We start from the raw sequence: 21,935 nt of genomic DNA on the forward strand, positions 1-21,935 counted from the left end.
GACGCCCTCGTGACGACTCGCCCCCGCCGTACGACCACGCGCGCCAGCGTGGCCCTGGCCGCCACCCTCCTGACCGCCTCCACCCTGTCCGGGTGCGGCGTCTTCGGGTCGCCCGACCTCGTCGTCTACAACGCCCAGCACGAGGAGCTCCTCGACGAGATCGTGCCGCTGTTCGAGGAGGAGTCCGGCCTCGACGTCGAGCTGCGCAGCGGCAAGGACCTCGAGATGGCCAACCAGATCGTGGAGGAGGGCGGTGACTCCCCCGCCGACGTGTTCCTCACCGAGAACTCGCCCGCGATGAGCATCGTCGACAACGCCGGCCTGTTCGCGGAACTGCCCGACGCGGCCACGGCGTCGATCCCCGACGAGTACGTCCCCGCGGACCGCACGTGGACCGGCTTCCTGGCCCGCTCCACCGTCGCGATGTACAACACCGACACGATGACCGAGGCCGACATGCCCGACTCGATCCTCGACTTCGCCGACCCCGAGTGGAAGGGCCGCGTCGCCTTCTCCCCGACCGGCGCCGACTTCCAGGCGATCGTGTCCGCGGTCCTCGAGCTCGAGGGCGAGGAGGCCACGGCCGACTGGCTCGCCGGCCTCGAGGAGAACGGCGTCGTGGTGCAGAACAACCTCGTCGTGATGCAGTCCGTGGACTCCGGCGAGGTCGACGCCGGCATCGCCTACCACTACTACTGGTACCGCGACCGCCAGGAGAACGGCAGCGACTCCGACAGCTCGGCGCTGCACTTCTTCGGCAACCAGGACCCCGGCGCGTTCCTCAGCATCTCCGGCGCCGGCATCCTCGACAGCAGCGAGCACAAGGACGCCGCCGAGGAGTTCGTCACCTGGTTGACCAGCACCGACGCGCAGCAGGCGATGGCGGAGTCGTACGCCCTGGAGTACCCGCTCAACCCCGACGCGAGCCTCGACCCCGCGGTCAAGCCGTTCGACGAGCTCGAGCCGCCCACGGTCGACGTGGCGAGCCTCAACGGTCCGCAGGTGACCGAGCTGATGACCGCGGCAGGCCTCCTCTGACCACGTACGCCGCCCGCACAGGGCGTCGTCCACCGCGGCCGCTGCTCGTCGCGGGGGCGGCGGTCGCGCTCCTCGCGCTGGTGCCGTTGGCCTACGTGGCCTTCTACGTCGTGGTCATCGGGCCCGTCGACCTCTGGCACCTCCTGGCCCGTCCGCGCATCGCCGAGCTGCTGCGCAACACCGTCACCCTGGCGATCGCGTGCATGGCCGCCACCGCCGCCCTCGGCGTCTCGCTCGGCGTCCTCGTCGAGCGCACCGACCTGCCCGGACGCCGCCTGTGGCACGGCCTGCTCGTGGCACCGCTCGCCGTCCCCGCGTTCGTCAACGGCTACGCCTGGGTCTCGCTCGACCGCAGCGTCCACGGGTTCACCGGCGCCTTCACCGTCGTCACGCTCTCCTACTACCCGCTGGTCTACCTCCCCGTCGTCGCGATGCTGCGCCGCCTCGACCCGGCGCTGGAGGAGTCGGCCTGGTCGCTCGGCCACTCCCGGACGCGCACCTTCCGCACGGTCGTCCTCCCGCAGCTGCGCCCGGCCCTGCTCGGCGGCGCTCTGCTGGTCGGGCTGCACCTGCTGGCGGAGTTCGGCGCGCTGTCGCTGCTGCGCTTCCCGACCTTCACCACCGCGATCTACGACCAGTACGGCTCGACCTTCAACGGCGCCGCCGCCACCGCGATGGCCGTCGTGCTGGTCCTGCTCTGCCTGGTGCTGCTGCTCGCCGAGCTGCGTCTGCGGGGCAACCGGAGGTACGCCCGGCTGGGCCGCGGCGCCGCCCGCAGCGCCGTACCCGTCGCGCTCGGCCCGTGGCGGTGGCCGCTCGTCGCCGTCGTCGGCGCCGTGGTGGTCCTCGCCCTCGGCATCCCGGCCTTCTCGCTGCTGCGCTGGCTCGTCGTGGGCACCTCGACCGAGTTCCCGATGGCCGAGCTGGCCGAGGCACTCGTCGCCACGATCGCGCTCGCGCTCGCCGGTGCGGTCGTCACGACGCTCGCCGCGATCCCGGTGGTCTGGCTTGCCGTCCGCTACCGCGGGTGGGCGAGCACGGTGATCGAGCGCAGCACCTACATCGCCAACGCGCTGCCCGGCATCGTCGTCGGCCTCGCCCTCGTCGTGGCGTCGCTGCGCCTCGTGCCGGCGATCTACCAGACCGCCGCCCTGCTCGTGGCGGCGTACGTCATCCTGTTCCTGCCGCGAGCCGTGGTCACGGTCCGCGCCGGGCTGGAGCAGGCGCCCACCGTGCTCGACGACGTCGCGCACAGCCTCGGCACGGGTCCCCTCGCCACCGCCCGGCGGGTGACGCTGCCGCTCATCGCGCCGAGCCTCGGCGCGGGCACCGCGCTCGTCTTCCTCGCCATCTCCACCGAGCTCACCGCGACCCTCATGCTCTCCCCGATCGGCACCCACACGCTGGCCACCGAGTTCTGGTCGGCCTCCTCCGAGCTCCGCTACGGCGCCGCGGCCCCCTACGCGCTGCTGCTCGTGCTCGTCTCGATCCCCGCCACGGTGCTGCTGATGCGGTCCGACAGCCCGGCCACCCGCACGGAGAGGGTCCCGGCATGAGCTCGCTCACGATCACCGGCGTCACGAAGTCCTTCGGCTCCGGAGCCTCGGCCACCCGCGCCGTCGACGACGTCACCCTCCACGTGCCGCACGGCTCGTTCACGACCGTGCTCGGGCCGTCGGGCTGCGGCAAGACCACGCTGCTGCGGCTCATCGCCGGCTTCCTCGTCCCCGAGTCCGGCAGCATCGCCTTCGGTCGCACGACGGTCGCCGGCGACGGCGTACGCCCCGTGGCCCCGCAGGCGCGGCGGGTCGGCTACGTCCCCCAGGAGGGTGCGCTCTTCCCCCACCTCGACGTGGCCGCCAACATCGCGTTCGGCCTGCCGCGGGAGGCGCGTGGAGGCCAGGAGGGTCGCGACCGCGTCGCGGAGATGCTCGACCTCGTCGAGCTGCCCGCCGACTTCCGCCGGCGTCGCCCGGACGAGCTGTCGGGCGGCCAGCAGCAGCGCGTGGCACTGGCCCGGTCGCTCGCGCCGCAGCCCGCTGTCGTGCTGCTCGACGAGCCGTTCTCCTCCCTCGACGCCAGCCTCCGCGGCAGCACGGCGCGAGCCGTACGCCGCGCCCTCGATGCGACGAACACCACCGCACTGCTGGTCACCCACGACCAGAACGAGGCGCTCTCGCTCGCCGACCAGGTCGCCGTGATGCGCGCCGGCCGGCTGGTGCAGTCGGCGACGCCGAGCGAGGTCTACCTCTCCCCCCACGACCCGCAGGTCGCCGAGTTCGTCGGCCGTGCCGTCGTGCTGCCCGGCACCGCCACCGACGCCCGCGCGACCTGCTCGCTGGGCGAGGTCGTGCTGACCGAGCCGACCACCGGACCCGTCGCGCTGATGATCCGCCCCGAGCAGGTCTTCGTCGACCTCGCGCACGACGAGGGCGTGCGCGGAACGGTCGAGGAGGTCAGCTACTACGGGCACGACTGCGCCGTGCAGGTCCGCCTCGACGACGGCACCCCGGTCCTCGCGCGGATGGCGGGCGTGCGCCACCCCGGCCCCGGCGACACCGTCCACCTGCGCGTCACCGGCCTGGTCCGCGCCTACCACCCGGCGGGCACGCCGTGACGCTCACGTCGCCGCAGCCCAGGCTGCACCCCACGCCCGACCTGGACAGGAGGGTCGCACCGGCTGTCGGCCCCGTCCTCGACCACGCGCGCTTCGGCGCCGCTCCCGCCGTCCTCGCCGGCGACGCGGTCCTCACCCACGCCGACCTCGCCCGGCGCGTGGCGGACCGCGCGGCTGCCTGGGGCCCCGCCCGCCGGCTCGTGCTGGTCGAGGGCGCCAACGACCTCGACTCGCTCGTCGCCTACCTCGCCGCGCTCCAGCACGGCCACGTCGCCCTCGTCGTCCCCGACGGCCGGCACGCCCAGCGCGACGCGACCATCGCGGCCTACGACCCGGACGTGGTCTGCACCGCCGGCGTCGGCGACGACGTACGCCGCGCCACGAGCGCGCACGACCTGCACCCCGACCTCGCGCTCCTGCTGAGCACCTCCGGCACCACCGGCTCACCCAAGCTCGTTCGGCTCTCCCGCGACAACGTCGCCAGCAACGCGGCGGCCATCGCCGACTACCTCGCGCTCACCCCCGCCGACCGCGCGGTCACCACCCTGCCGCTGCACTACTGCTACGGCCTGTCCGTGCTGCACTCCCACCTCGTGGTCGGCGCGAGCGTCGTGCTGACCGGCCTGAGCGTCGTCGACGCGTGCTTCTGGGACCTGTTCGCGCGCACCGGGGTGACGGGTCTCGCCGGCGTGCCGCACACCTTCGACCTGCTCGCCGCCAGCGGGTTCGAGGACCGCGACCTGCCGACGCTGCGACGGATCACCCAGGCCGGCGGCCGGCTCGCACCCGAGGACGTGCGCCGCTGGAGCCGCTCCGGTCGCAGCCGGGGGTGGGACCTCGTGGTGATGTACGGCGCCACCGAGGCCACGGCCCGGATGGCGTGGCTGCCGCCGGACCTCGCCGAGGACCACGCCGACAGCATCGGCGTCGCGATCCCCGGCGGGCACCTGTACCTCGACGAGTCCGTCGACGACCGGCCGGGCGTCGGGGAGCTCGTCTACTCCGGCCCCAGCGTGATGCTCGGCTACGCCGAGGAGCCGGCCGACCTCGCGCTCCCCCGCGTGACGACCGAGCTGCGCACCGGCGACCTCGCGCGCGAGCACGACGGCCTGTTCTCCGTGGTGGGACGACGCAACCGCTGGGGCAAGGTCTTCGGCCTGCGCATCGACCTCGACGCCGTCGAGCAGGGCCTGCGCGCCGACGTCGACCGGCACGCCCGGGTCGTCGCGACGGGCCGCGCCGTCCACGCCTTCCTCACGAGCGGACGCGGCAGCGCCGCCGCGCGCACGCTCGTCGCCGACCGGTGCGGCGTCCCCCCGCACGCGGTGCGCGTCACCGTCGTGCCGCAGGTGCCGCTCACGAGCAGCGGAAAGCCCGACTACGCCGCCCTCGGCGCGCTCGCCACGCAGGTCGAGCGGGAGGAGGGCACCACTGCCACCTCCGCGTCAGGCCGCCACCCCCGCACCGTGCGCGCCGACGTCGTCCGCGTCCTGGGCCGCCCCGATGCCACCGACGCCGACTCGTTCGTCTCACTCGGCGGCGACTCGCTGTCGTACGTCGAGCTCGCGACTCGGCTCGCCGACCACTTCCCGCACGGGCTGCCCGCCGGGTGGCACGTGCGCGGCATCGGCGAGCTCGAGCGCCTCGCGGCCGAGGCCGATGTCGCGCCGGACGTCGAACGGACGAGCGGCGCGCCCACGGGCACGGGCCGCCGGCGGCGCCGCACGACGTACCTCGACACGACGGTCGCGCTGCGGGCGCTCGCGATCGTGCTCATCGTCGCCAGCCACGTGGACCTCGTCGGCCTCGAGGGCGGCGCCCACCTGCTCCTCGCGCTCGCCGGCTTCAACTTCGCGCGCTTCCAGCTCTCCGCGCCCGGCGGCGCCCGCACCCGGCTGCGGCACGGCCTCGCCGGCCTGGCCCAGCTCGTCGTACCGGCGGTGCTGTGGGTCGGCGGCGTCGCGCTGGTGCTCGGCAGCTACGACCTCACCACCGTCCTGTTCGTCCGGGAGATCGTCAACGGGTCGGTGTGGGACGACCAGTGGCAGCTGTGGTTCCTCGAGTCGCTCGTGTGGCTGACCGCCGCCGCGCTGGCCGCGACCACGCTGCCGGCGCTGCACCGGCTGGAGCGGCGTACGCCGTTCCGGTTCGCCCTCGGCGTGCTGGCCCTGGCCTCGGTGGCCAGGCTCGCCGAGGTCGGCTGGCGCGCCGGCCCGACCGAGCGCTACACCACGCTCGCCGTGTCGTTCTTCTTCGCCCTCGGGTGGGCGGGCGCGCGGGCGGTGACCAGGCGCCAGCGGTGGACCGTGACCGCGCTGGCCCTCGTGACGGTCGTGGGCTACTTCGGCGAGGTGCACCGCGAGGTCATCGTCCTGGGCGGCTTCCTGCTGCTGCTGTGGCGTCCGCACGTGCCCGTCCCGCCGCTGGTCGCGCGCGTCGCGGGAGTGCTCGCCACGGCGAGCCTGTTCATCTACCTGACGCACTGGCAGGTCTACCCGCCGCTCGAGGACGCGGGCCACCCGTGGCTCGCGCTTGTGGCGTCCCTCACAGTGGGCGTCGTCTACGCCTACCTCGTGCGGCCCGTGCACCAAGCGGTCGGTCGCGCCGTGCTCGGGTCGCGGTAGCCTGCCGAGCGGTACGCCCTCCGGCTACCCGTCGCCGCCCAGACCCGTGTCACCGCCAGGAGTCCTCGCGTGAGCTTGAAGAAGGTCCTCATCGCCAACCGCGGCGAGATCGCCGTCCGCGTCATCCGCGCCTGCAAGGACGCCGGGATCGGGTCGGTCGCGGTCTACGCCGACCCGGACCGCGACGCCCTCTTCGTGCGCCTCGCCGACGAGGCCCACTCCCTCGGTGGCGCCACGCCGGCCGAGTCCTACCTCGACATCGCGAAGATCATCAAGGTCGCCGCCGACACCGGTGCGGACTCCGTCCACCCCGGCTACGGGTTCCTCGCCGAGAACGCCGACTTCGCCCAGGCCGTCATCGACGCCGGGCTGATCTGGATCGGTCCCCCGCCCGCCGCGATCGAGGCGCTGGGCGACAAGGCCAGGGCCAAGCACATCGCCGACAAGGCGAACGCCCCCCTCGCGCCGGGCACCAAGGACCCGGTCAAGGACGCCGACGAGGTCGTCGAGTTCGCGAAGGCCAACGGCCTCCCGGTCGCGATCAAGGCCGTCTTCGGCGGCGGCGGTCGCGGCCTCAAGGTCGCCCGCACGCTCGAGGAGATCCCCGACGCCTACGAGTCCGCGGTCCGCGAGGCCGTCACCGCGTTCGGGCGCGGCGAGTGCCTGGTCGAGAAGTTCCTCGACAAGCCCCGACACGTCGAGACCCAGTGCCTTGCCGACCAGCACGGCAACGTCGTCGTGGTCTCCACCCGGGACTGCTCGCTGCAGCGCCGCAACCAGAAGCTCGTCGAGGAGGCCCCCGCGCCGTTCCTCACCGACGAGCAGGTCGCCGAGCTCTACGCCTCGTCCAAGCGGATCCTCACCGAGGCCGGCTACCACGGCGCCGGGACCTGTGAGTTCCTCGTCGCGCAGGACGGCACGATCTCCTTCCTCGAGGTCAACACCCGCCTCCAGGTCGAGCACTGCGTCTCCGAGGAGGTCACCGGCATCGACCTCGTCCGCGAGATGTTCCGCATCGCCGCCGGCGAGGAGCTCGGCTACGACGACCCCGAGATCCGCGGCCACTCCATCGAGTACCGCATCAACGCCGAGGACGGCGGCCGCAACTTCATGCCCGCCCCCGGCACCCTCACCCGGTGGCACGCCCCGGCCGGCCCGGGCGTACGCCTCGACGGCGGCTACGACCAGGGCGAGACGATCCCCGGGTCCTTCGACTCCCTCATCGCGAAGCTCATCGTCACCGGCCGCGACCGCACCCAGGCGCTCGAGCGCTCCCGCCGCGCCCTGGACGAGTTCGTCGTCGACGGCATGCCCACCGTCATCCCGTTCCACCGCGCCGTGGTGCGCGACCCCGCCTACGTCGGCGCCTCCACGCCCACCGGTGACGGCGAGTTCACCGTCTACACCCAGTGGATCGAGACCGAGTTCGACAACCAGATCGAGCCGTACGCCGGCGACGCGGGCGAGGCCGAAGAGGCTGGTGAGCGGCAGAAGGTCACCGTCGAGGTCGGCGGCCGCCGGCTCGAGGTCGTGCTGCCCGCCGGGCTGGGCGGGCTCGGCGCAGGAGGGTCGAACGCCGGCGGCGCGACGAAGACCGCGAAGCGCTCGGCGAAGAAGGCCGGTGCAGCAGCCTCCGGCGACGCCGTCACCTCTCCCATGCAGGGCACGATCGTCAAGGTCGTCGTCACCGAGGGCCAGGAGGTGGCGGAGGGCGACGCCATCGTCGTCATGGAGGCGATGAAGATGGAGCAGCCCCTCAAGGCCCACAAGGCCGGCACCGTCACCGGCCTGCAGGCCGAGGTCGGCGCCACCGTCACCAACGGCGCCGTCATCTGCGAGATCAAGGGCTGACGCACCCTACCCCTGAGGACAGGTGACACCCCGTGGCGTCAGGCCTAGCCTGACGCCACGGTCGGCGGCCGGCGCCGACACACGGGCGGGGGCGCAACATGTCGGTACGTCGCAGGGTCGAGCTGGCCGTCCTCGCGTTCGTGGGAGCGACGCTCCCGGTGCTGGTCTCCGGGGGCTCCACACCCGCGGCCGCCGACACCACCTCGGGCTACGTCACGATGGTCAGCGAGTCCGGTGACTACATCGGGCAGGGCATCGCACGCACCTACCGCAGCAACATCTCGTACTGGGTCAGCGAGACCACCGCCCACGTCTCGGCCGGTCCCTTCACCTTCGACTTCGCGGCGCCCGCCGGCTACGCGCTCACCCCCGCCCGCTACCCGGGCGCCACCCGCTACCCCTTCCAGGAGCCCGGCGAGCCCGGGATCGACGTGTCGGGCGACGGCCGCGGCTGCAACACCTCGACCGGCTTCTTCACCGTGCTCGACCTCGCGCCGGGCCGGCTCTGGATCGTCTACGAGCAGCACTGCGAGGGCGGCGACGCCGCCGTCTTCGGGGAGATCCGGCTCGGCTACGGCGAGGCCACCGCTCCGCTCGGGGTGGAGGCCGGCATCCTCGCCTTCCCGTCCGACTACCCGGGCGTCCCGGTGCGCCCCGTCCCGATCCGCGTGACCAACAACGGCGCAGCGGCGACCACCGTCACCAGCGCGATCAAGGCGGGCGCCGCCGACTACAGCATCGTCAGCAACGGCTGCTCCGCCTCGCTCGCCCCCGGGGCCAGCTGCACGGTCCACGTCGGGTGGACCGCCAGCAGGCCCGGCATGCGCCTCGGCCTGCTCGAGATCTCCGACAGCCGCGGAGGCTTCCGCGAGATCAGCCTGTCCGCGGTCGGCACGAGCGGCCGCACCCGCTGGCAGATGAGCGGCGACGCCGGTGACTACATCAGCCAAGGCAAGAGCTACACCTACACGCCGCAGATGGGCGCCCGGCTCGGCGGCGGGGGCACCGAGACCTACGCCTCCATGGGAGCCGACTACGGCAACGACTGGTGGGGCGCCACGTTCCAGGCACCCAAGGGCCAGATCCTCCTCCCCGGAAAGACCTACACCGGCGCCACCCGCTACCCCTTCAACTCCGGCAACGCCGGCCTCGACATCAGCGGCAGCGGTCGGGGCTGCAACACGCTCACCGGCCAGTTCACGGTGCACGAGGCGACCTACGACAACGGCATCCTGACCGGCTTCCGGATCTCCTTCGAGCAGCACTGCGAGGGCATGACTCCGGCCCTGCGCGGCGACCTGTCGTGGCGCGCGGTCGACCCCAGCGCCCCGACGCCCGACACCACCGCACCCGGACCGGTCACCGCCCTCACCGCCGGTGCCGCGGGCGCGTCGGTCCCCCTGACGTGGACCAACCCGACCGACGCCGACTGGGTCGACACGGTCATCCTCGGCGCGAGCGGCACGAGCGCGGTGACGGAGGGCCGGCTCGTGTACGACGGCCGGCGCACGTCGACGGTCGTGACCGGCTTCCCGACGTGGCTGCCCTACACGCTCACCGTCTTCACCGAGGACACATCGGGCAACCTGAGCCCCGTCCGCACGGTCACCATCCCGGCGACCACGACGGCACCGCCGCCCCCTCCGCCGCCGCCCACTCCGACGACGACGACGGCTCCCACCCCGACGCCCACCCCGACGCCCACCCCGACGCCCACCCCGAACCCGACCACCAGTGCCGGTCCCACCCCGGCCCCGAGTCCGGCCCCGAGCCCCACCCCGACGACCCAGCCCAGCCCGACCGCGCCGAGCCTGGTGCGCACGGTGTCGCTCCAGGCCACGCGTGTCGACCGGCGCGGCGCACGGCTGACTGGTCGCTCCGGCACCTGGGCCGCGGGCGCGCGGGCACTGCTCCAGCGCCGCACCGACCGCGGCTGGTCCACGGTGGCCACCAAGCGCTTCTCGCCGTCGGGTCGCGTCAGCTTCGTCGTGGACGCCCCGAGGCGGGGCGCGGTCCGCTACCGACTGGTGGCCCGGACGGACGGCCGGGCCGTCGTGTCCCCCGCGGTGCGGGTGCGCCGTTGAATTAGTTAGATAGCAAGCACTCACTTTCTATGTGACACTTGCGCGGTGACCACTTCCACCACCACCGCTCCGCGCCGCACGCAGGCGCAGCGCCGCGAGGGCACGATCGGCGCGCTGCTGGAGGCGACGGTGGCGTGCCTGACCGCGCGGGGGTACGCCGCCACCTCGACCGCCGCGGTCTGCGCGGAGGCGGGCGTGAGCCAGGGGGCGCTCTTCCGCCACTTCCCGACCCGGCAGGCGCTGCTGGTCGCCACCGCGGAGCACGTGGCGAACCGCAACGTCGCGGCCTTCCGCGCCACGACCGAGGGCGCTGCGGTCGACACCGTCGACGACGTGGCGGACGTGCTGACCCACCTGCGCGCGGCGGTGCTCTCCCCCACCAACCAGACCTGGCGCGAGCTCCTCGTCGCCGCCCGCGCCGACGCGGGCCTCCGCGAGGCGCTGCTGCCGGCGCGCGAGGTGCTGCACGCGCAGATGCTCGACGTCGCCGCCGACCTGTGGTCCGACCGCCTCTCCGCCGACGACCTCCCGGCCGTCCTCAGCATCGTGGTCAACATGCTCGACGGGCTCGCCTTCTCCGCACTCGACCCCGACCCCGCGGCCGCACCCGGCCGCACCGCCGAGCGGGCCCTGCGCCTGCTCGCGGAGCTGATCGTCCACCGCTACCCCGAGCAGGAGCCCCGATGACCGAGCCCACCCCCACCGACGCCCTCACCCCCGACGTCATCGTGGTCGGCGCCGGCCTCGCCGGGCTGGTCGCGACCCACGAGCTCGCCCTCGCCGGCAAGCGCGTGCTCGTGCTCGACCAGGAGAACCGCCACAACCTCGGCGGCCAGGCGTGGTGGTCCCTCGGCGGGCTGCTGTTCGTCGACAGCCCGGAGCAGCGGCGGATGGGCATCACCGACTCCCCCGAGCTCGCGTGGCAGGACTGGCAGGGCTCGGCCCAGTTCGACCGCCTCGGCGACGGCACCGACGGCCCCGGCCGCGGCGAGGACTTCTGGCCGCGGCAGTGGGCCAGGGCGTACGTCGACTTCGCGCACGGCGAGAAGCGCGACTACCTCCGCGCCCTCGGCCTGCGATCGCTGCCCTTCGTGGGGTGGGCCGAGCGCGGGGACGGCCGGGCCACCGGCCACGGCAACTCGGTGCCGCGGTTTCACCTGACGTGGGGCACCGGCCCCGAGGTGGTGCGGATCTTCGCCGAGCCCGTCGAGCGTGCCGAGGCGCACGGGCTCGTACGGCTCGCGTTCCGCCACCAGGTCGACGAGCTGGTCGTCGAGGACGGCGCGGTCGTGGGCGTGCGCGGCACCGTGCTCGCCGACGACGACGCCGCGCGCGGCGTGAGGTCCACCCGTGACCCGGCCGGCACCTTCGAGCTCCGCGCACCGGCGGTCGTCGTCACCTCCGGCGGCATCGGCCACAACCACGAGCTGATGCGGCGCAGCTGGCCCACCGAGCGCGTCGGCGCCGCGCCCGAGCACCTCATCTCCGGCGTCCCCGCGCACGTCGACGGACGGATGCAGGGCATCGCCGAGCACGCCGGCGCGACGATGGTGAACAAGGACCGCATGTGGGCCTACGTCGAGGGCGTCCACAACTGGGACCCGGTGTGGCCCGACCACGCCATCCGCATCCTTCCCGGCCCGTCGTCGATGTGGTTCGACGCCACCGGCAGGCGGCTCGAGGGCATGTCGGGCGTCCCGGGCGCGGACTCGATCGGGGCGATGAAGCAGATCCTGGCCACCGGCCACGACTACTCGTGGTTCGTGCTCACCCAGTCGATCATCGAGAAGGAGTTCGCGCTCTCCGGGTCCGAGCAGAACCCCGACATCACCGGCAAGGACCTGAAGTTCCTCGCCCAGAGCCGGCTCGCGAAGGGCGCACCCGGCCCGGTGGAGGCCTTCAAGGAGCACGGCGTCGACTTCGTCGTGGCCGACACCCTCGCGGAGCTGGTGACCGGGATGAACGAGCTGGCCCGCGGACCGGAGCTCGACACCGACGACCTCGAGCGGCACATCGTCGCGCGCGACCGCGAGGTCGACAACGCCTTCTCCAAGGACGTCCAGGTGATGGCGATCCACAACGCCCGCCGCAGCCGCACCGACAAGCTGATCCGCGTCGCCAAGCCGCACAAGATCCTCGACCCCGCCCACGGCCCGCTGATCGCCGTCCGCCTCAACATCTTGTCCCGCAAGACGCTCGGCGGCCTGGAGACCGACCTCGACGGCCAGTGCGTCGCGGCCGACGGCACCCGGGTCCCGGGGCTGTACGCCGCGGGCGAGGTCGCCGGGTTCGGCGGTGGCGGCGTACACGGCTACAACGCACTCGAGGGGACCTTCCTGGGCGGCTGCATCTTCTCCGGCCGCGCCGTCGGCCGGGCGCTCGCGCGCTGATCGCGGCAGGACCACCCTCGACGAGGCATGCCGGGATGTGCGGATGGGTAGCGTCGTGGCGTGCAGGTGACAGGCCCGGTACTGGTGGACCACCGCGAACGGGACAGCTCGATCCCCGACGCCATGGCAGCAGCGGGCGTGGACGTGCGGCTGGTGGACCTCCCGGTCGGGGACTACGTCCTCGGCCCGAGCCTGGCGGTCGAGCGCAAGGGGCCGGCCGACCTCGGTGCCTCCATCCGTGACGGCCGCCTCTTCGACCAGGCGGAACGCCTGCAGTCGGTGTTCCCGCAGGCGGTGCTGCTCCTCGAGGGCGAGCCGCGCATCGCCGAGGACGCCTGGCGCGGCGCCGTGTGCCGGCTCATCGAGGACGGCTTCACCGTCCTGCACAGCCTCGACGCCGACGACAGCGCCGCATGGCTCGTTCGGCTGGCCAGGCGCGCGCGCCGCCCCGCACCGACCATCCGCACCGAAGGACCCCGCCGAGCGCCGCGGCACCCGTCCGCGCAGGCCGAGGTGATGCTGTCCGTGGTCCCCGGCATCAGCCCAGCCATGGCCCGCAGCCTCCTCGCCTCGTACGGCAGCGTCGCCGCCATCGCCGACGCCGCACCCGGCGACCTCCGCCGCCACCCGGGCATCGGTCCCGTGCGAGCGGCTCGGCTGGCGCAGGCGCTGCAGGGCGACTACCTCGCACCTGCCGACCGGGAGCCCGAGCCCGACCGTGACACCGCCACGGCCAGGGCCCTGCGACGCTGGGTGATCAGCACACCCGACGACGACCCCGGAGGTAGGCCGTCGGGACGCACGGACCCGGAGTCCTTCAGCCGGAAGGCCATCGCCCTGCGCGCCCTGCGCGGCGCCTCCGCCGGTACCCAGCTGGTCGACAGCCTCACCGGGGAGGTCGTCGCGGAGGCCCCGGCCACCGACTGACCGCGGGAGGTGCGCTACTCCAGGCCGACGGCCTCGACGAGCGCAGCCAGGTGGTGCTCGAAGAGGTCGCGGGGGTCGCTGAAGGTGTCGGCGCCGTACTGCCCGAACACCTCGAACGACACGCACCCGAAGAGCGCGGCCCAGCCGAAGAGCCCGCGGGCGACGAGACGGTCGGGGGCGGTGATGCCCACCTCCTTGCGGATCCGGGCCAGGTCGCGCGACAGCCGGCGCGGGGCCACCGGCGCCTCGTCCAGCGAGATCGCGCCCGCCTGCCAGGCGTCCTCCCACACCTCGACCAGCCGGGTCACGACCCGGGTGCCGGGGCCGGTGGTCTGCTCGGCCGGCGCCTCGTAGCCGGGCACCGGGCTGCCGAAGAGCAGGGCGTACGTCGCCGGCTCGGCCAGCGCCCACGCGCGGGTGGCGCGGCCGATGGCGACGACCCGGCCCACGTGGTCGTCGCGGTCGACCTGCTCGAGCGCCGCGTCGACCGCGTCGCCGAGCTCGTCGTAGCCGTCGACGACGAGCAGGGTCAGCAGCTCGTCGCGGCTCGCGACGTAGCGGTAGACCGCCGACGACACCAGACCGAGGTCGCGGGCGACGGCTCGCAGCGACAGCGCCGCCGCACCCTCGGTCGCGAGGTGCTCGCGGCCGATGCGGACGATGTCGCGCATCGTCCGGACGCGCGCCTTGGCGCGCGGGGAGAGGTTCGCGGGGGTCCCGGCGGAGGTGTCGACCATCCGCCCATCCAAGCACAGCGAGCGAGCGGTGATGACAAATGTGAGCACCGCTCTTGTTTTGTCGCAACGACCGCGCCATGATGGTGGAACCGAGAGCACCGCTCTCCCAAACCTCAGGAGCCCACATGTCAGTGCACGTCGTCACCGGAGCCGGCCCCGTCGGCGCGACCGTCGCCCAGCAGCTCGCCGACGCCGGCGAGCAGGTCCGACTGCTGACCCGCTCGGGCAGCGGTCCGGTGCACCCGCTCATCGACCGCCGCCGCGTCGACGTCTCCCGGCCCGACGCGCTCGTCGCCGCCTTCGCCGGCGCGGCCGCGGTCCACCACTGCATCCACGGGTCGGCGTACGACGCCCGCGTCTGGCGCGCCGAGCTGCCGCAGGCCGAGCGGGCGGTGCTCGACGCAGCCGGGCGGGTCGGCGCGGTCGTGGTCTTCCCCGAGAGCCTGTACTCCTATGGCCCGGTCGACGGCACCATCGCCGAGGACAGGCCGCGCACCGCCACCACCGGCAAGCTCGGTGTCCGCACCGAGCTGCTCGCCCAGCGCGACGCATCCAGCACCCCGACCGTCAGCGTCGCCGCCTCGGACTTCTACGGCCCGATGGTGCGCACCGCGCATGCCGGCGAGCGGATGGTGCCCACGGTCCTGGCCGGGCGCACCATGCGGGTCGTCGGCAGCCCCGACCAGCCGCACTCCTTCACCTACGTCCCCGACCTGGCCGCCGCGATGATCGCCGCCGCCGCCCGGCCGGAGCTGTGGAACTCGTTCCTCCACGCGCCCACCGCTCCCCCGGTCACCCAGCGACGGCTCGTGGAGCTGGTCGCCGAGGCGGGCGGCGTCCCCACCCCGAGGATCTCCTCGGTCCCGGTGGGCGTCCTCAGCACCGCAGGCCTGGTCTCGCGCAGCATGCGCGAGATGGCGGAGACCGGCTACATGTTCGCGAAGCCCTTCGTCATGGACTCGTCCGCCAGCGAGGAGCGGCTCGGGCTGGCACCCACCACGCTGGCCGACGGCGTGGCCCGGACGGTGGCGTGGTGGCGGGCCGAGCAGGTGGCGGCCGCCTGAACGAGCACGGGCGCACGCCGACCGGCGTACGGACGGGTAACCCACGCCACACACGTCTCTCGATAGCGTGCGCCCCATGTTCTCCAAGGTGCTCGTCGCCAACCGTGGCGAGATCGCAGTCCGGGCCTTCCGTGCAGCGCGCGAGATCGGCGTGCGCACGGTGGCCGTCTTCCCGCACGAGGACCGCTGGTCCGAGCACCGCATGAAGGCCGAGGAGGCCTACCAGATCGGCGAGGAGGGCCACCCCGTCCGGGCCTACCTCGACCCGCAGGCCATCGTCGACGTCGCGGTCCGCTGCGGCGCCGACGCGATCTACCCCGGCTACGGCTTCCTCTCGGAGAACCCCGCCCTCGCCGAGGCGTGCGCGGCCGCGGGCATCACCTTCATCGGTCCCAGCGCCGAGGTGCTCACGCTCACCGGCAACAAGGCACGCGCGATCGCCGCCGCCAAGGCCGCCGGCGTGCCCGTGCTGGAGTCCGTCCCGCCGTCCACCGACGTCGAGGAGCTCCTCACGGCGGCCGAGCAGATCGAGGCACCGCTCTTCGTCAAGGCCGTCGCCGGTGGCGGCGGCCGCGGCATGCGGCGCGTGGAGGACCGCGCCGACCTGCGCGAGGCGATCGAGACCTGCATGCGCGAGGCCGAGGGCGCCTTCGGCGACCCGACCGTCTTCATCGAGCAGGCCGTCGTCGACCCGCGCCACATCGAGGTGCAGATCCTGGCGGACGGGACCGGCGAGGAGGGCGGCGTGATCCACCTCTACGAGCGCGACTGCTCGGTGCAGCGCCGCCACCAGAAGGTCGTGGAGATCGCGCCCGCGCCCAACCTCGACCCCGCGCTCCGCGACCGCATCTGCGCCGACGCGGTCCGCTTCGCCCGCGAGATCGGCTACAAGAACGCCGGCACCGTGGAGTTCCTGCTCGACCCCGCCGGGCGCTACGTCTTCATCGAGATGAACCCGCGCATCCAGGTCGAGCACACGGTCACCGAGGAGATCACCGCCGTCGACCTCGTGCAGTCGCAGATGCTGATCGCGGCAGGCGCCACCCTCGCCGACCTCGACCTCACCCAGGACTCGGTGCAGCCCCGCGGCTTCGCGCTCCAGTGCCGGATCACCACCGAGGACCCCGCCAACGGGTTCCGGCCCGACACCGGCAAGATCACCACCTACCGCTCCCCCGGCGGACCGGGCGTGCGCCTCGACGGCGGCACCACCTACTCCGGCGCCGAGATCAGCCCCCACTTCGACTCGATGCTGGCCAAGCTGACCTGTCGCGGCCGCACCTTCGAGGCGGCCGTGCAGAAGGCGCGCCGCGCCCTGCTGGAGTTCCGCATCCGCGGCGTCTCGACCAACGTCGGTTTCCTCCAGGCCGTGCTCGCCGACCCCGACTTCGCCGCCGGCGGCGTCACGACGTCGTTCATCGAGGACCACCCGTCGCTGCTCAAGGCCAGCCTCGGCGGCGACCGCGCCACCAAGCTCCTGGCCTACCTCGCCGACGTCACCGTCAACCAGCCCCACGGCGCCGCGCCCGTCACCGTCACCCCCGCCAGCAAGCTGCCGCCGCTCGACCGCAGCCAGCCGGTGCCCGACGGCACCCGCCAGCTGCTGCGGGAGGTCGGGCCCGAGGAGTTCGCCCGCCGGCTGCGCGCGCAGGACCAGGTCGCCGTCACCGACACCACCTTCCGCGACGCCCACCAGTCGCTGCTCGCGACGCGCGTGCGCACCCGCGACCTGCTCGGGGTCGCGGACCACGTCGCCAGGACGACGCCGCAGCTGTGGTCGGTCGAGTGCTGGGGCGGGGCGACGTACGACGTCGCGCTGCGCTTCCTGGCCGAGGACCCGTGGGAGCGGCTGGCGGCGCTGCGCGAGGCGATCCCCAACGTCGGCCTGCAGATGCTCCTGCGCGGGCGCAACACCGTCGGCTACACGCCCTACCCGACGCAGGTCACCGAGGCCTTCGTGCAGGAGGCCGCGGAGACCGGCATCGACGTGTTCCGGGTGTTCGACGCCCTCAACGACGTCTCGCAGATGCGCCCCGCCATCGACGCCGTCCGCGCCACCGGCACGTCGGTGGCCGAGGTGGCGCTCTGCTACACCGGCGACCTGTCCTCGCCCGACGAGCGGCTCTACACGCTCGACTACTACCTCCGCCTGGCCGAGCAGATCGTCGACGCCGGTGCCCACGTGCTGGCGATCAAGGACATGGCCGGCCTGCTGCGCGCCCCGGCCGCCCGCACCCTCGTGACGGCGCTGCGCGAGCGCTTCGACCTGCCGGTGCACCTGCACACCCACGACACCCCCGGCGGCCAGCTCGCCACGCTGCTCGCGGCGATCGACGCGGGGGTCGACGCCGTCGACGCCGCGTGCGCCTCGATGGCCGGAACGACGTCGCAGCCCGCCCTGTCGGCGCTGGTGTCGGCGACCGACCACTCCGACCGCGAGACCGGGCTCTCGCTCGCCGCGGTCAACGCCATGGAGCCCTACTGGGAGGCCGTGCGCCGGGTCTACGCGCCCTTCGAGTCCGGGCTGCCGTCCCCCACCGGCCGGGTCTACCGCCACGAGATCCCCGGCGGACAGCTGTCCAACCTGCGCCAGCAGGCGATCGCGCTCGGCCTCGGCGAGAAGTTCGAGCAGGTCGAGGACATGTACGCCGCGGCCAACGACATCCTCGGCAACGTCGTGAAGGTGACGCCGTCGTCCAAGGTCGTCGGCGACCTCGCCCTCGCGCTCGTCGCGGCCGGCGCCGACCCGGCGGAGTTCGAGGCCGACCCGGCGTCGTACGACGTCCCGGACTCCGTGATCGGCTTCCTCAACGGCGAGCTGGGCGACCCGCCCGGCGGCTGGCCGGAGCCGTTCCGCACCAAGGCGCTCGCCGGTCGCACCTGGAAGCAGCCGACCGAGAGCCTCACCGAGGAGCAGCAGACCAGCCTGGCGACCGACCGGCGCGCGACCCTCAACGAGCTGCTGTTCCCGGGCCCGACGGCCGCGTTCCGCGAGTCGCGCGAGTCCTACGGCGACCTGTCGGCCGTGTCGACCATCGACTACCTCTACGGCCTGCGGCGCGGCGAGGAGCATCCGGTGCGGGTGCGCGAGGGCCGCGAGATGCTGTTCGGCCTCGAGGCGATCAGCGAGCCCGACGAGCGCGGCATCCGCAACGTGATGGCGACCGTCGACGGCCAGATGCGGCCGGTGCAGGTGCGCGACCGCAGCATCTCCGCGGACGTCGTCTCGGCCGAGAAGGCCGACCCCACCGACAGCGGCCACGTCGCGGCGCCCTACGACGGCGCGGTGACGGTCACCGTCGCCGAGGGCGACAGCGTGGAGGCGGGCCAGACGGTGGCGACGATCGAGGCGATGAAGATGGAGGCCTCCATCACCGCACCGGTCGCCGGGACGGTCAGCCGGCTCGCGGTGCCCGCCACCCAGGCCGTCGAGGGCGGCGACCTGGTGCTGGTGATCAGCCCTCGTTGAGCACGACCACGTCGGGGTCGGGCTCGGCGTACTCCGTGATCTCCTCCGGGTCCTCCCCGGTCACCTGGCGGTACACCTCGGTGGCCACCGCGCGCATGCCGTTGATCTTGGGGTGGAACGGCGCCGCGATGCCGGCGCGGAACCGCGGGCCGTTGACCCACGCCCGGCCCTTGGCGCAGACGTCGTGGCCGTCGGACACCGCCGCCATGTCGACGTACGACGCTCCTGCCGCCCGGGCCCCGCGGCGGATCGAGGCGTTGAGCATGGCGGCGACCGCGGTGACCGGGGCCAGTACCTCGGCCGGCACGCCGACGGCGGGGCAGGTGCCCTCGGTGGGGAGGATGTCGGGGTAGCCGACGACGAGGACCTCGGCCTCGGGCGCGACCTCCACGATCCGCCGCACGGCGTCCTGGACCCGGCCGGAGACCTTGCCGGTGTCCGCGCGCAGCTGGTCGACCGGGCAGGCCACCGCGGGTCCGCGCTGGCACTGGATGAGCGAGTCGTAGATGCCGAAGTCGTTGCCGCCGATGCCGAGGGTGACCAGGTCGGTCCCGGCCGACAGCGCGTCGACCTGCGGCCCGGTGGTGTTGCCGTCGAACATCACCATCGGCGCGTAGAGGTCCCTGGTCGTGGCGGCCGAGCAGGTCACGTCGGTGTAGCTGGCGACGTCGAGCCAGTCGGCCAGGAAGGCCGGGTAGTTGTCCTGGGAGCGCGCGCAGCCCTGCGGGTCGGTGCGCATCGTGCCGATGAAGGGGCCGGCCGAGAACGAGTCGCCCATCGCGACGTAGTCGACGGGGGCGGTCACCTCGGTCTCGACGACGGGGTCGGGCAGGTCGACCTCGCGGTCGCCGGCCGCCTGGCCGGACTCGCAGGCGGACGCCGCGAGAGCGAGGGCGACGACTGCTGCCGCCAACGTGAATCGTCGGGTCACGGGCGCGCGGGGCCCTTCTGCCGCGGGATGACGCTGAACGTGAACCAGTCGGAGTAGAGGCCGAGATACGAGCGGGCGTCGTCCCCGCTCAGCGCCGCCCGGCCGCCGGTGAAGACGAACGCCATGTTGGTGACGCGTCCGCCCCACTCGCCGTTGCCGTCGCGCGTGACGACCTCGATGCCGGTGAGGTCGCCCAGGTCGGGCCAGTGCTTCTCGACCTGCGTGTCGTCGATGGTGGTGGTCCACGTCGAGTAGGTCGGGTTGACGAGCCCGTCGTAGGGATCGGGCTGCGCCACGAGGTAGGGCATGGAGCCGGCCGACGAGAAGCCGCCGTTGCTGGCGGAGAACTGCGTGAACGCCGGTCGCCCCTCGAAGAAGAGGCCCTGCCCGGCCGTGGCCTCGATGGCCGCGGTCGCCGCCGGGTGCTCCACGTCCGCGCCGCCGTAGACCTGGCACTGCGTGGTGTCGCAGAGGTCGTAGTGGGAGGCGCTGGGGTGCGAACGCTCGAACGCCGCGTAGGTGCGGGCCGCGACCGACTGGGCGCTGACCGCCGCCGGGGTCCACAGCGCGGGGACCTCCTCCGGCACGACGCCGCGCAGGTAGGCCTCCATGCCGACCCGGTTGACGGTCTCCCGCTTGCCGCCCAGGCGCGGGGCCACGGACTGCAGCGTGCCGCGGTAGTCGCGGCGGGCGCCGGGCAGCACGAGGGTCAGGCGGCCGTCCGCGGCGCCGAACTCCGCCTCGCCGCGGACCTTCTTCCAGGTGCGCCACGAGCCGCCCTTCGTCCACTGGACGGCGGTGTCGCGGCCGGCCGCGACGAGGCGCCACTTGCGCGCGCTGTTCGAGGGCAGGCGCCAGGTCCGCGAGCGACCCACCCGGCCGACCTTGAGGCCACGCTCGGCCGCGACCTGCACGTCTCGTCCGGTGTCGGCGGTGATGAGTACCCGGAGCTTGCCGCGGACCAATCCCCAGGTCGTGCCCGGGTAGTAGAACTCGTTGATCTGCTGCCAGGTCAGGCCCTGCTGGGCCGCACCCAGCGCGCCGTACTGCGACATGCCGTTGCCGTGGCCGAAGCCGTGGCCGGTGATGGTGATCGCGCTGCTGCCGGGGACGGTCCAGGCCTCGACCTTCTGGCGCGGGTCGGCTCCCGACGCCTCGGCCGCCGACGCCGGCAGGGCAGGCAGCAGCAGCGCGCTCGCGGCGAGCGCGATCGGCAGCAGGCGGGAACGGGTCAGCATGTGGTCTCTCCCCCGAGAACGGACGACGAACCTCCGAGGTTACAGGCGGTCCGGACATCCCGGGGTCGAGACGGCGCGATCGGTGGCACCATGGGGAGATGCTCGGACGGCGACGGCGCGACCGGCACGAGCGGGAGCTCGCCGAGCTCGACGCGTTCCGGCACGTCCGGCGGGCGGCGGACGAGGACGTCACTCGCTTCGGGGAGGAGCTGGCGACGCTGCACCTGGAGACCTTGGCCAGCCCGCTGGACGACGACGTGCGCGCCGACTACCAGCGCGCTCTCGACGCCTACGAGGACGCCAAGGCCGCGCTCGGGCGCGCCGGCACCACGGCCGAGATCACCGGCGTGACCCGCACCCTCGCCGACGGTCGCTTCTCCCGGGCGTGCGTGCTCGCCGCGCAGTCCGGCGCGCGACGGCCCGAGCGTCGTCCGCCCTGCTTCTTCGACCCGGCGCACGGCCCGGCGACCCGTGACGTTGCGTGGGCACCCGCGGGCGGCGTGACCCGCGACGTCCCGGTCTGCTTCCGTGATGCCGAGCGGCTCGCGGTCGGCGAGCAGCCCGACGTACGGCTGGTGCGCCTGGGCAACCGCCGCGTGGCGTGGTTCGCCTCCGGCCCGCTCTACGCGGCGTGGGCCGGTGGCTGGTACGCCGAGCTGGTCGACGAAGGCCGGATCGAGGCCGAGCGGCTCACCATGACGTACGCCGGCCCGCGGCCCGGGACGTCCGACACCCGGCTGCCGCTCGCCCTCGCCTGGACCGACCCCGGCGCGTGGGAGGGCGGCGGAATGATCGGCGGCCACGACTACTCCGGCTACGGCGACGGTGGCTGGGGCGGTGACGGTGGCGGTGGCTGGGGTGACGGCGGCGGAGGCGGTGACGGCGGCGGAAGCGGGGACGGCGGCGGAGGCTGACCCCTCGTTCGACTGCTGAGCATCCGGCTGTCCCACCCGCCTGTAACACTT

At 73.6% G+C, this 21,935-nt stretch carries 15 protein-coding genes; 12 read left to right on the forward strand and 3 right to left on the reverse strand.

Annotated features, from left to right (window positions below; translation table 11 throughout):
- Positions 1-9 precede the first annotated feature (9 nt).
- The 9 genes from ACFQW6_RS18820 (at position 10) to ACFQW6_RS18860 (ending at position 13,531) form a co-directional block, all read left to right on the forward strand.
- The gene (locus ACFQW6_RS18820; protein ID WP_378548970.1) at positions 10-1,038 is read left to right on the forward strand and encodes an iron ABC transporter substrate-binding protein; all 1,029 of its coding nucleotides are present in this window, start codon (positions 10-12) and stop codon (positions 1,036-1,038) included.
- Between the two features lie 80 nt (positions 1,039-1,118).
- Positions 1,119-2,594, forward strand: coding sequence for an ABC transporter permease (locus ACFQW6_RS18825; RefSeq protein WP_378548974.1), 1,476 nt, complete (start codon positions 1,119-1,121; stop codon positions 2,592-2,594).
- The gene (locus ACFQW6_RS18830) at positions 2,591-3,655 is read left to right on the forward strand and encodes an ABC transporter ATP-binding protein (RefSeq protein WP_378548977.1); all 1,065 of its coding nucleotides are present in this window, start codon (positions 2,591-2,593) and stop codon (positions 3,653-3,655) included. Before ACFQW6_RS18825 ends, ACFQW6_RS18830 begins: the two co-directional genes overlap by 4 nt.
- A complete protein-coding gene (locus ACFQW6_RS18835; RefSeq protein WP_378548980.1) occupies positions 3,652-6,279 on the forward strand; it encodes an AMP-binding protein in 2,628 nt (875 codons plus the stop codon). Before ACFQW6_RS18830 ends, ACFQW6_RS18835 begins: the two co-directional genes overlap by 4 nt.
- A gap of 69 nt (positions 6,280-6,348) precedes the next feature.
- Positions 6,349-8,130, forward strand: coding sequence for an acetyl/propionyl/methylcrotonyl-CoA carboxylase subunit alpha (locus tag ACFQW6_RS18840; RefSeq protein WP_378548983.1), 1,782 nt, complete (start codon positions 6,349-6,351; stop codon positions 8,128-8,130).
- A gap of 98 nt (positions 8,131-8,228) precedes the next feature.
- Entirely contained in the window at positions 8,229-10,214 is a 1,986-nt protein-coding gene (locus tag ACFQW6_RS18845) for a hypothetical protein (protein WP_378548986.1), read from the forward strand.
- Positions 10,215-10,259: 45 nt separating this feature from the next.
- Positions 10,260-10,901 carry a TetR/AcrR family transcriptional regulator gene (locus tag ACFQW6_RS18850; RefSeq protein ID WP_378548989.1) on the forward strand — a complete coding sequence of 214 codons (642 nt, stop codon included), beginning with the start codon at positions 10,260-10,262 and terminating at the stop codon, positions 10,899-10,901.
- Entirely contained in the window at positions 10,898-12,604 is a 1,707-nt protein-coding gene (locus tag ACFQW6_RS18855) for an FAD-binding dehydrogenase (protein WP_378548992.1), read from the forward strand. Before ACFQW6_RS18850 ends, ACFQW6_RS18855 begins: the two co-directional genes overlap by 4 nt.
- 60 nt (positions 12,605-12,664) lie before the next feature.
- Positions 12,665-13,531 (forward strand): ERCC4 domain-containing protein, encoded by an 867-nt coding sequence (locus ACFQW6_RS18860; RefSeq protein ID WP_378548995.1) that lies wholly within the window; start codon positions 12,665-12,667, stop codon positions 13,529-13,531.
- Between the two features lie 14 nt (positions 13,532-13,545).
- On the opposite strand, the gene ACFQW6_RS18865 is transcribed toward ACFQW6_RS18860, so the two are convergent.
- A complete protein-coding gene (locus ACFQW6_RS18865) occupies positions 13,546-14,268 on the reverse strand; it encodes a TetR/AcrR family transcriptional regulator (protein WP_378548998.1) in 723 nt (240 codons plus the stop codon).
- A gap of 125 nt (positions 14,269-14,393) precedes the next feature.
- On the opposite strand from ACFQW6_RS18865, the gene ACFQW6_RS18870 reads away from it, so the two are divergent.
- The gene (locus ACFQW6_RS18870; RefSeq protein ID WP_378549001.1) at positions 14,394-15,332 is read left to right on the forward strand and encodes an NAD-dependent epimerase/dehydratase family protein; all 939 of its coding nucleotides are present in this window, start codon (positions 14,394-14,396) and stop codon (positions 15,330-15,332) included.
- Between the two features lie 76 nt (positions 15,333-15,408).
- Complete coding sequence (locus ACFQW6_RS18875) at positions 15,409-18,801, forward strand: pyruvate carboxylase (RefSeq protein ID WP_378549004.1); 3,393 nt, start codon at positions 15,409-15,411, stop codon at positions 18,799-18,801.
- Here the strand turns inward: ACFQW6_RS18875 and ACFQW6_RS18880 are convergent.
- Both ACFQW6_RS18880 and ACFQW6_RS18885 read right to left on the reverse strand, forming a co-directional pair.
- Positions 18,788-19,732, reverse strand: a complete 945-nt coding sequence (locus ACFQW6_RS18880; RefSeq protein WP_378549009.1) for an SGNH/GDSL hydrolase family protein — start codon at positions 19,730-19,732, stop codon at positions 18,788-18,790. The two genes, ACFQW6_RS18875 and ACFQW6_RS18880, sit on opposite strands and share 14 nt — an antisense overlap.
- Complete coding sequence (locus ACFQW6_RS18885) at positions 19,729-20,970, reverse strand: SpoIID/LytB domain-containing protein (protein WP_378549012.1); 1,242 nt, start codon at positions 20,968-20,970, stop codon at positions 19,729-19,731. The genes ACFQW6_RS18880 and ACFQW6_RS18885 overlap by 4 nt, the downstream gene beginning before the upstream one ends.
- Positions 20,971-21,068: 98 nt before the next feature.
- Here ACFQW6_RS18885 and ACFQW6_RS18890 point away from each other — a divergent pair, with 98 nt between their 5' ends.
- On the forward strand, positions 21,069-21,884 hold the full coding sequence (locus ACFQW6_RS18890; protein ID WP_378549015.1) for a hypothetical protein: 816 nt from the start codon (positions 21,069-21,071) through the stop codon (positions 21,882-21,884).
- The last annotated feature ends 51 nt before the right edge of the window (positions 21,885-21,935 follow it).

Source organism: Nocardioides sp. GCM10028917 (assembly GCF_042666175.1).
Classification (GTDB): Bacteria; Actinomycetota; Actinomycetes; order Propionibacteriales; family Nocardioidaceae; genus Nocardioides.

Excerpts from the sequence above, each read along its gene's own strand:
- ACFQW6_RS18830 (WP_378548977.1), top strand. The coding sequence starts at position 2,591 with ATGAGCTCGCTCACGATCACCGGCGTCACGAAGTCCTTCGGCTCCGGA.
- ACFQW6_RS18845 (WP_378548986.1), top strand. The coding sequence starts at position 8,229 with ATGTCGGTACGTCGCAGGGTCGAGCTGGCCGTCCTCGCGTTCGTGGGA.
- ACFQW6_RS18855 (WP_378548992.1), top strand. The coding sequence starts at position 10,898 with ATGACCGAGCCCACCCCCACCGACGCCCTCACCCCCGACGTCATCGTG.
- ACFQW6_RS18865 (WP_378548998.1), bottom strand. The coding sequence starts at position 14,268 with ATGGTCGACACCTCCGCCGGGACCCCCGCGAACCTCTCCCCGCGCGCC.
- ACFQW6_RS18870 (WP_378549001.1), top strand. The coding sequence starts at position 14,394 with ATGTCAGTGCACGTCGTCACCGGAGCCGGCCCCGTCGGCGCGACCGTC.
- ACFQW6_RS18875 (WP_378549004.1), top strand. The coding sequence starts at position 15,409 with ATGTTCTCCAAGGTGCTCGTCGCCAACCGTGGCGAGATCGCAGTCCGG.
- ACFQW6_RS18885 (WP_378549012.1), bottom strand. The coding sequence starts at position 20,970 with ATGCTGACCCGTTCCCGCCTGCTGCCGATCGCGCTCGCCGCGAGCGCG.
- ACFQW6_RS18890 (WP_378549015.1), top strand. The coding sequence starts at position 21,069 with ATGCTCGGACGGCGACGGCGCGACCGGCACGAGCGGGAGCTCGCCGAG.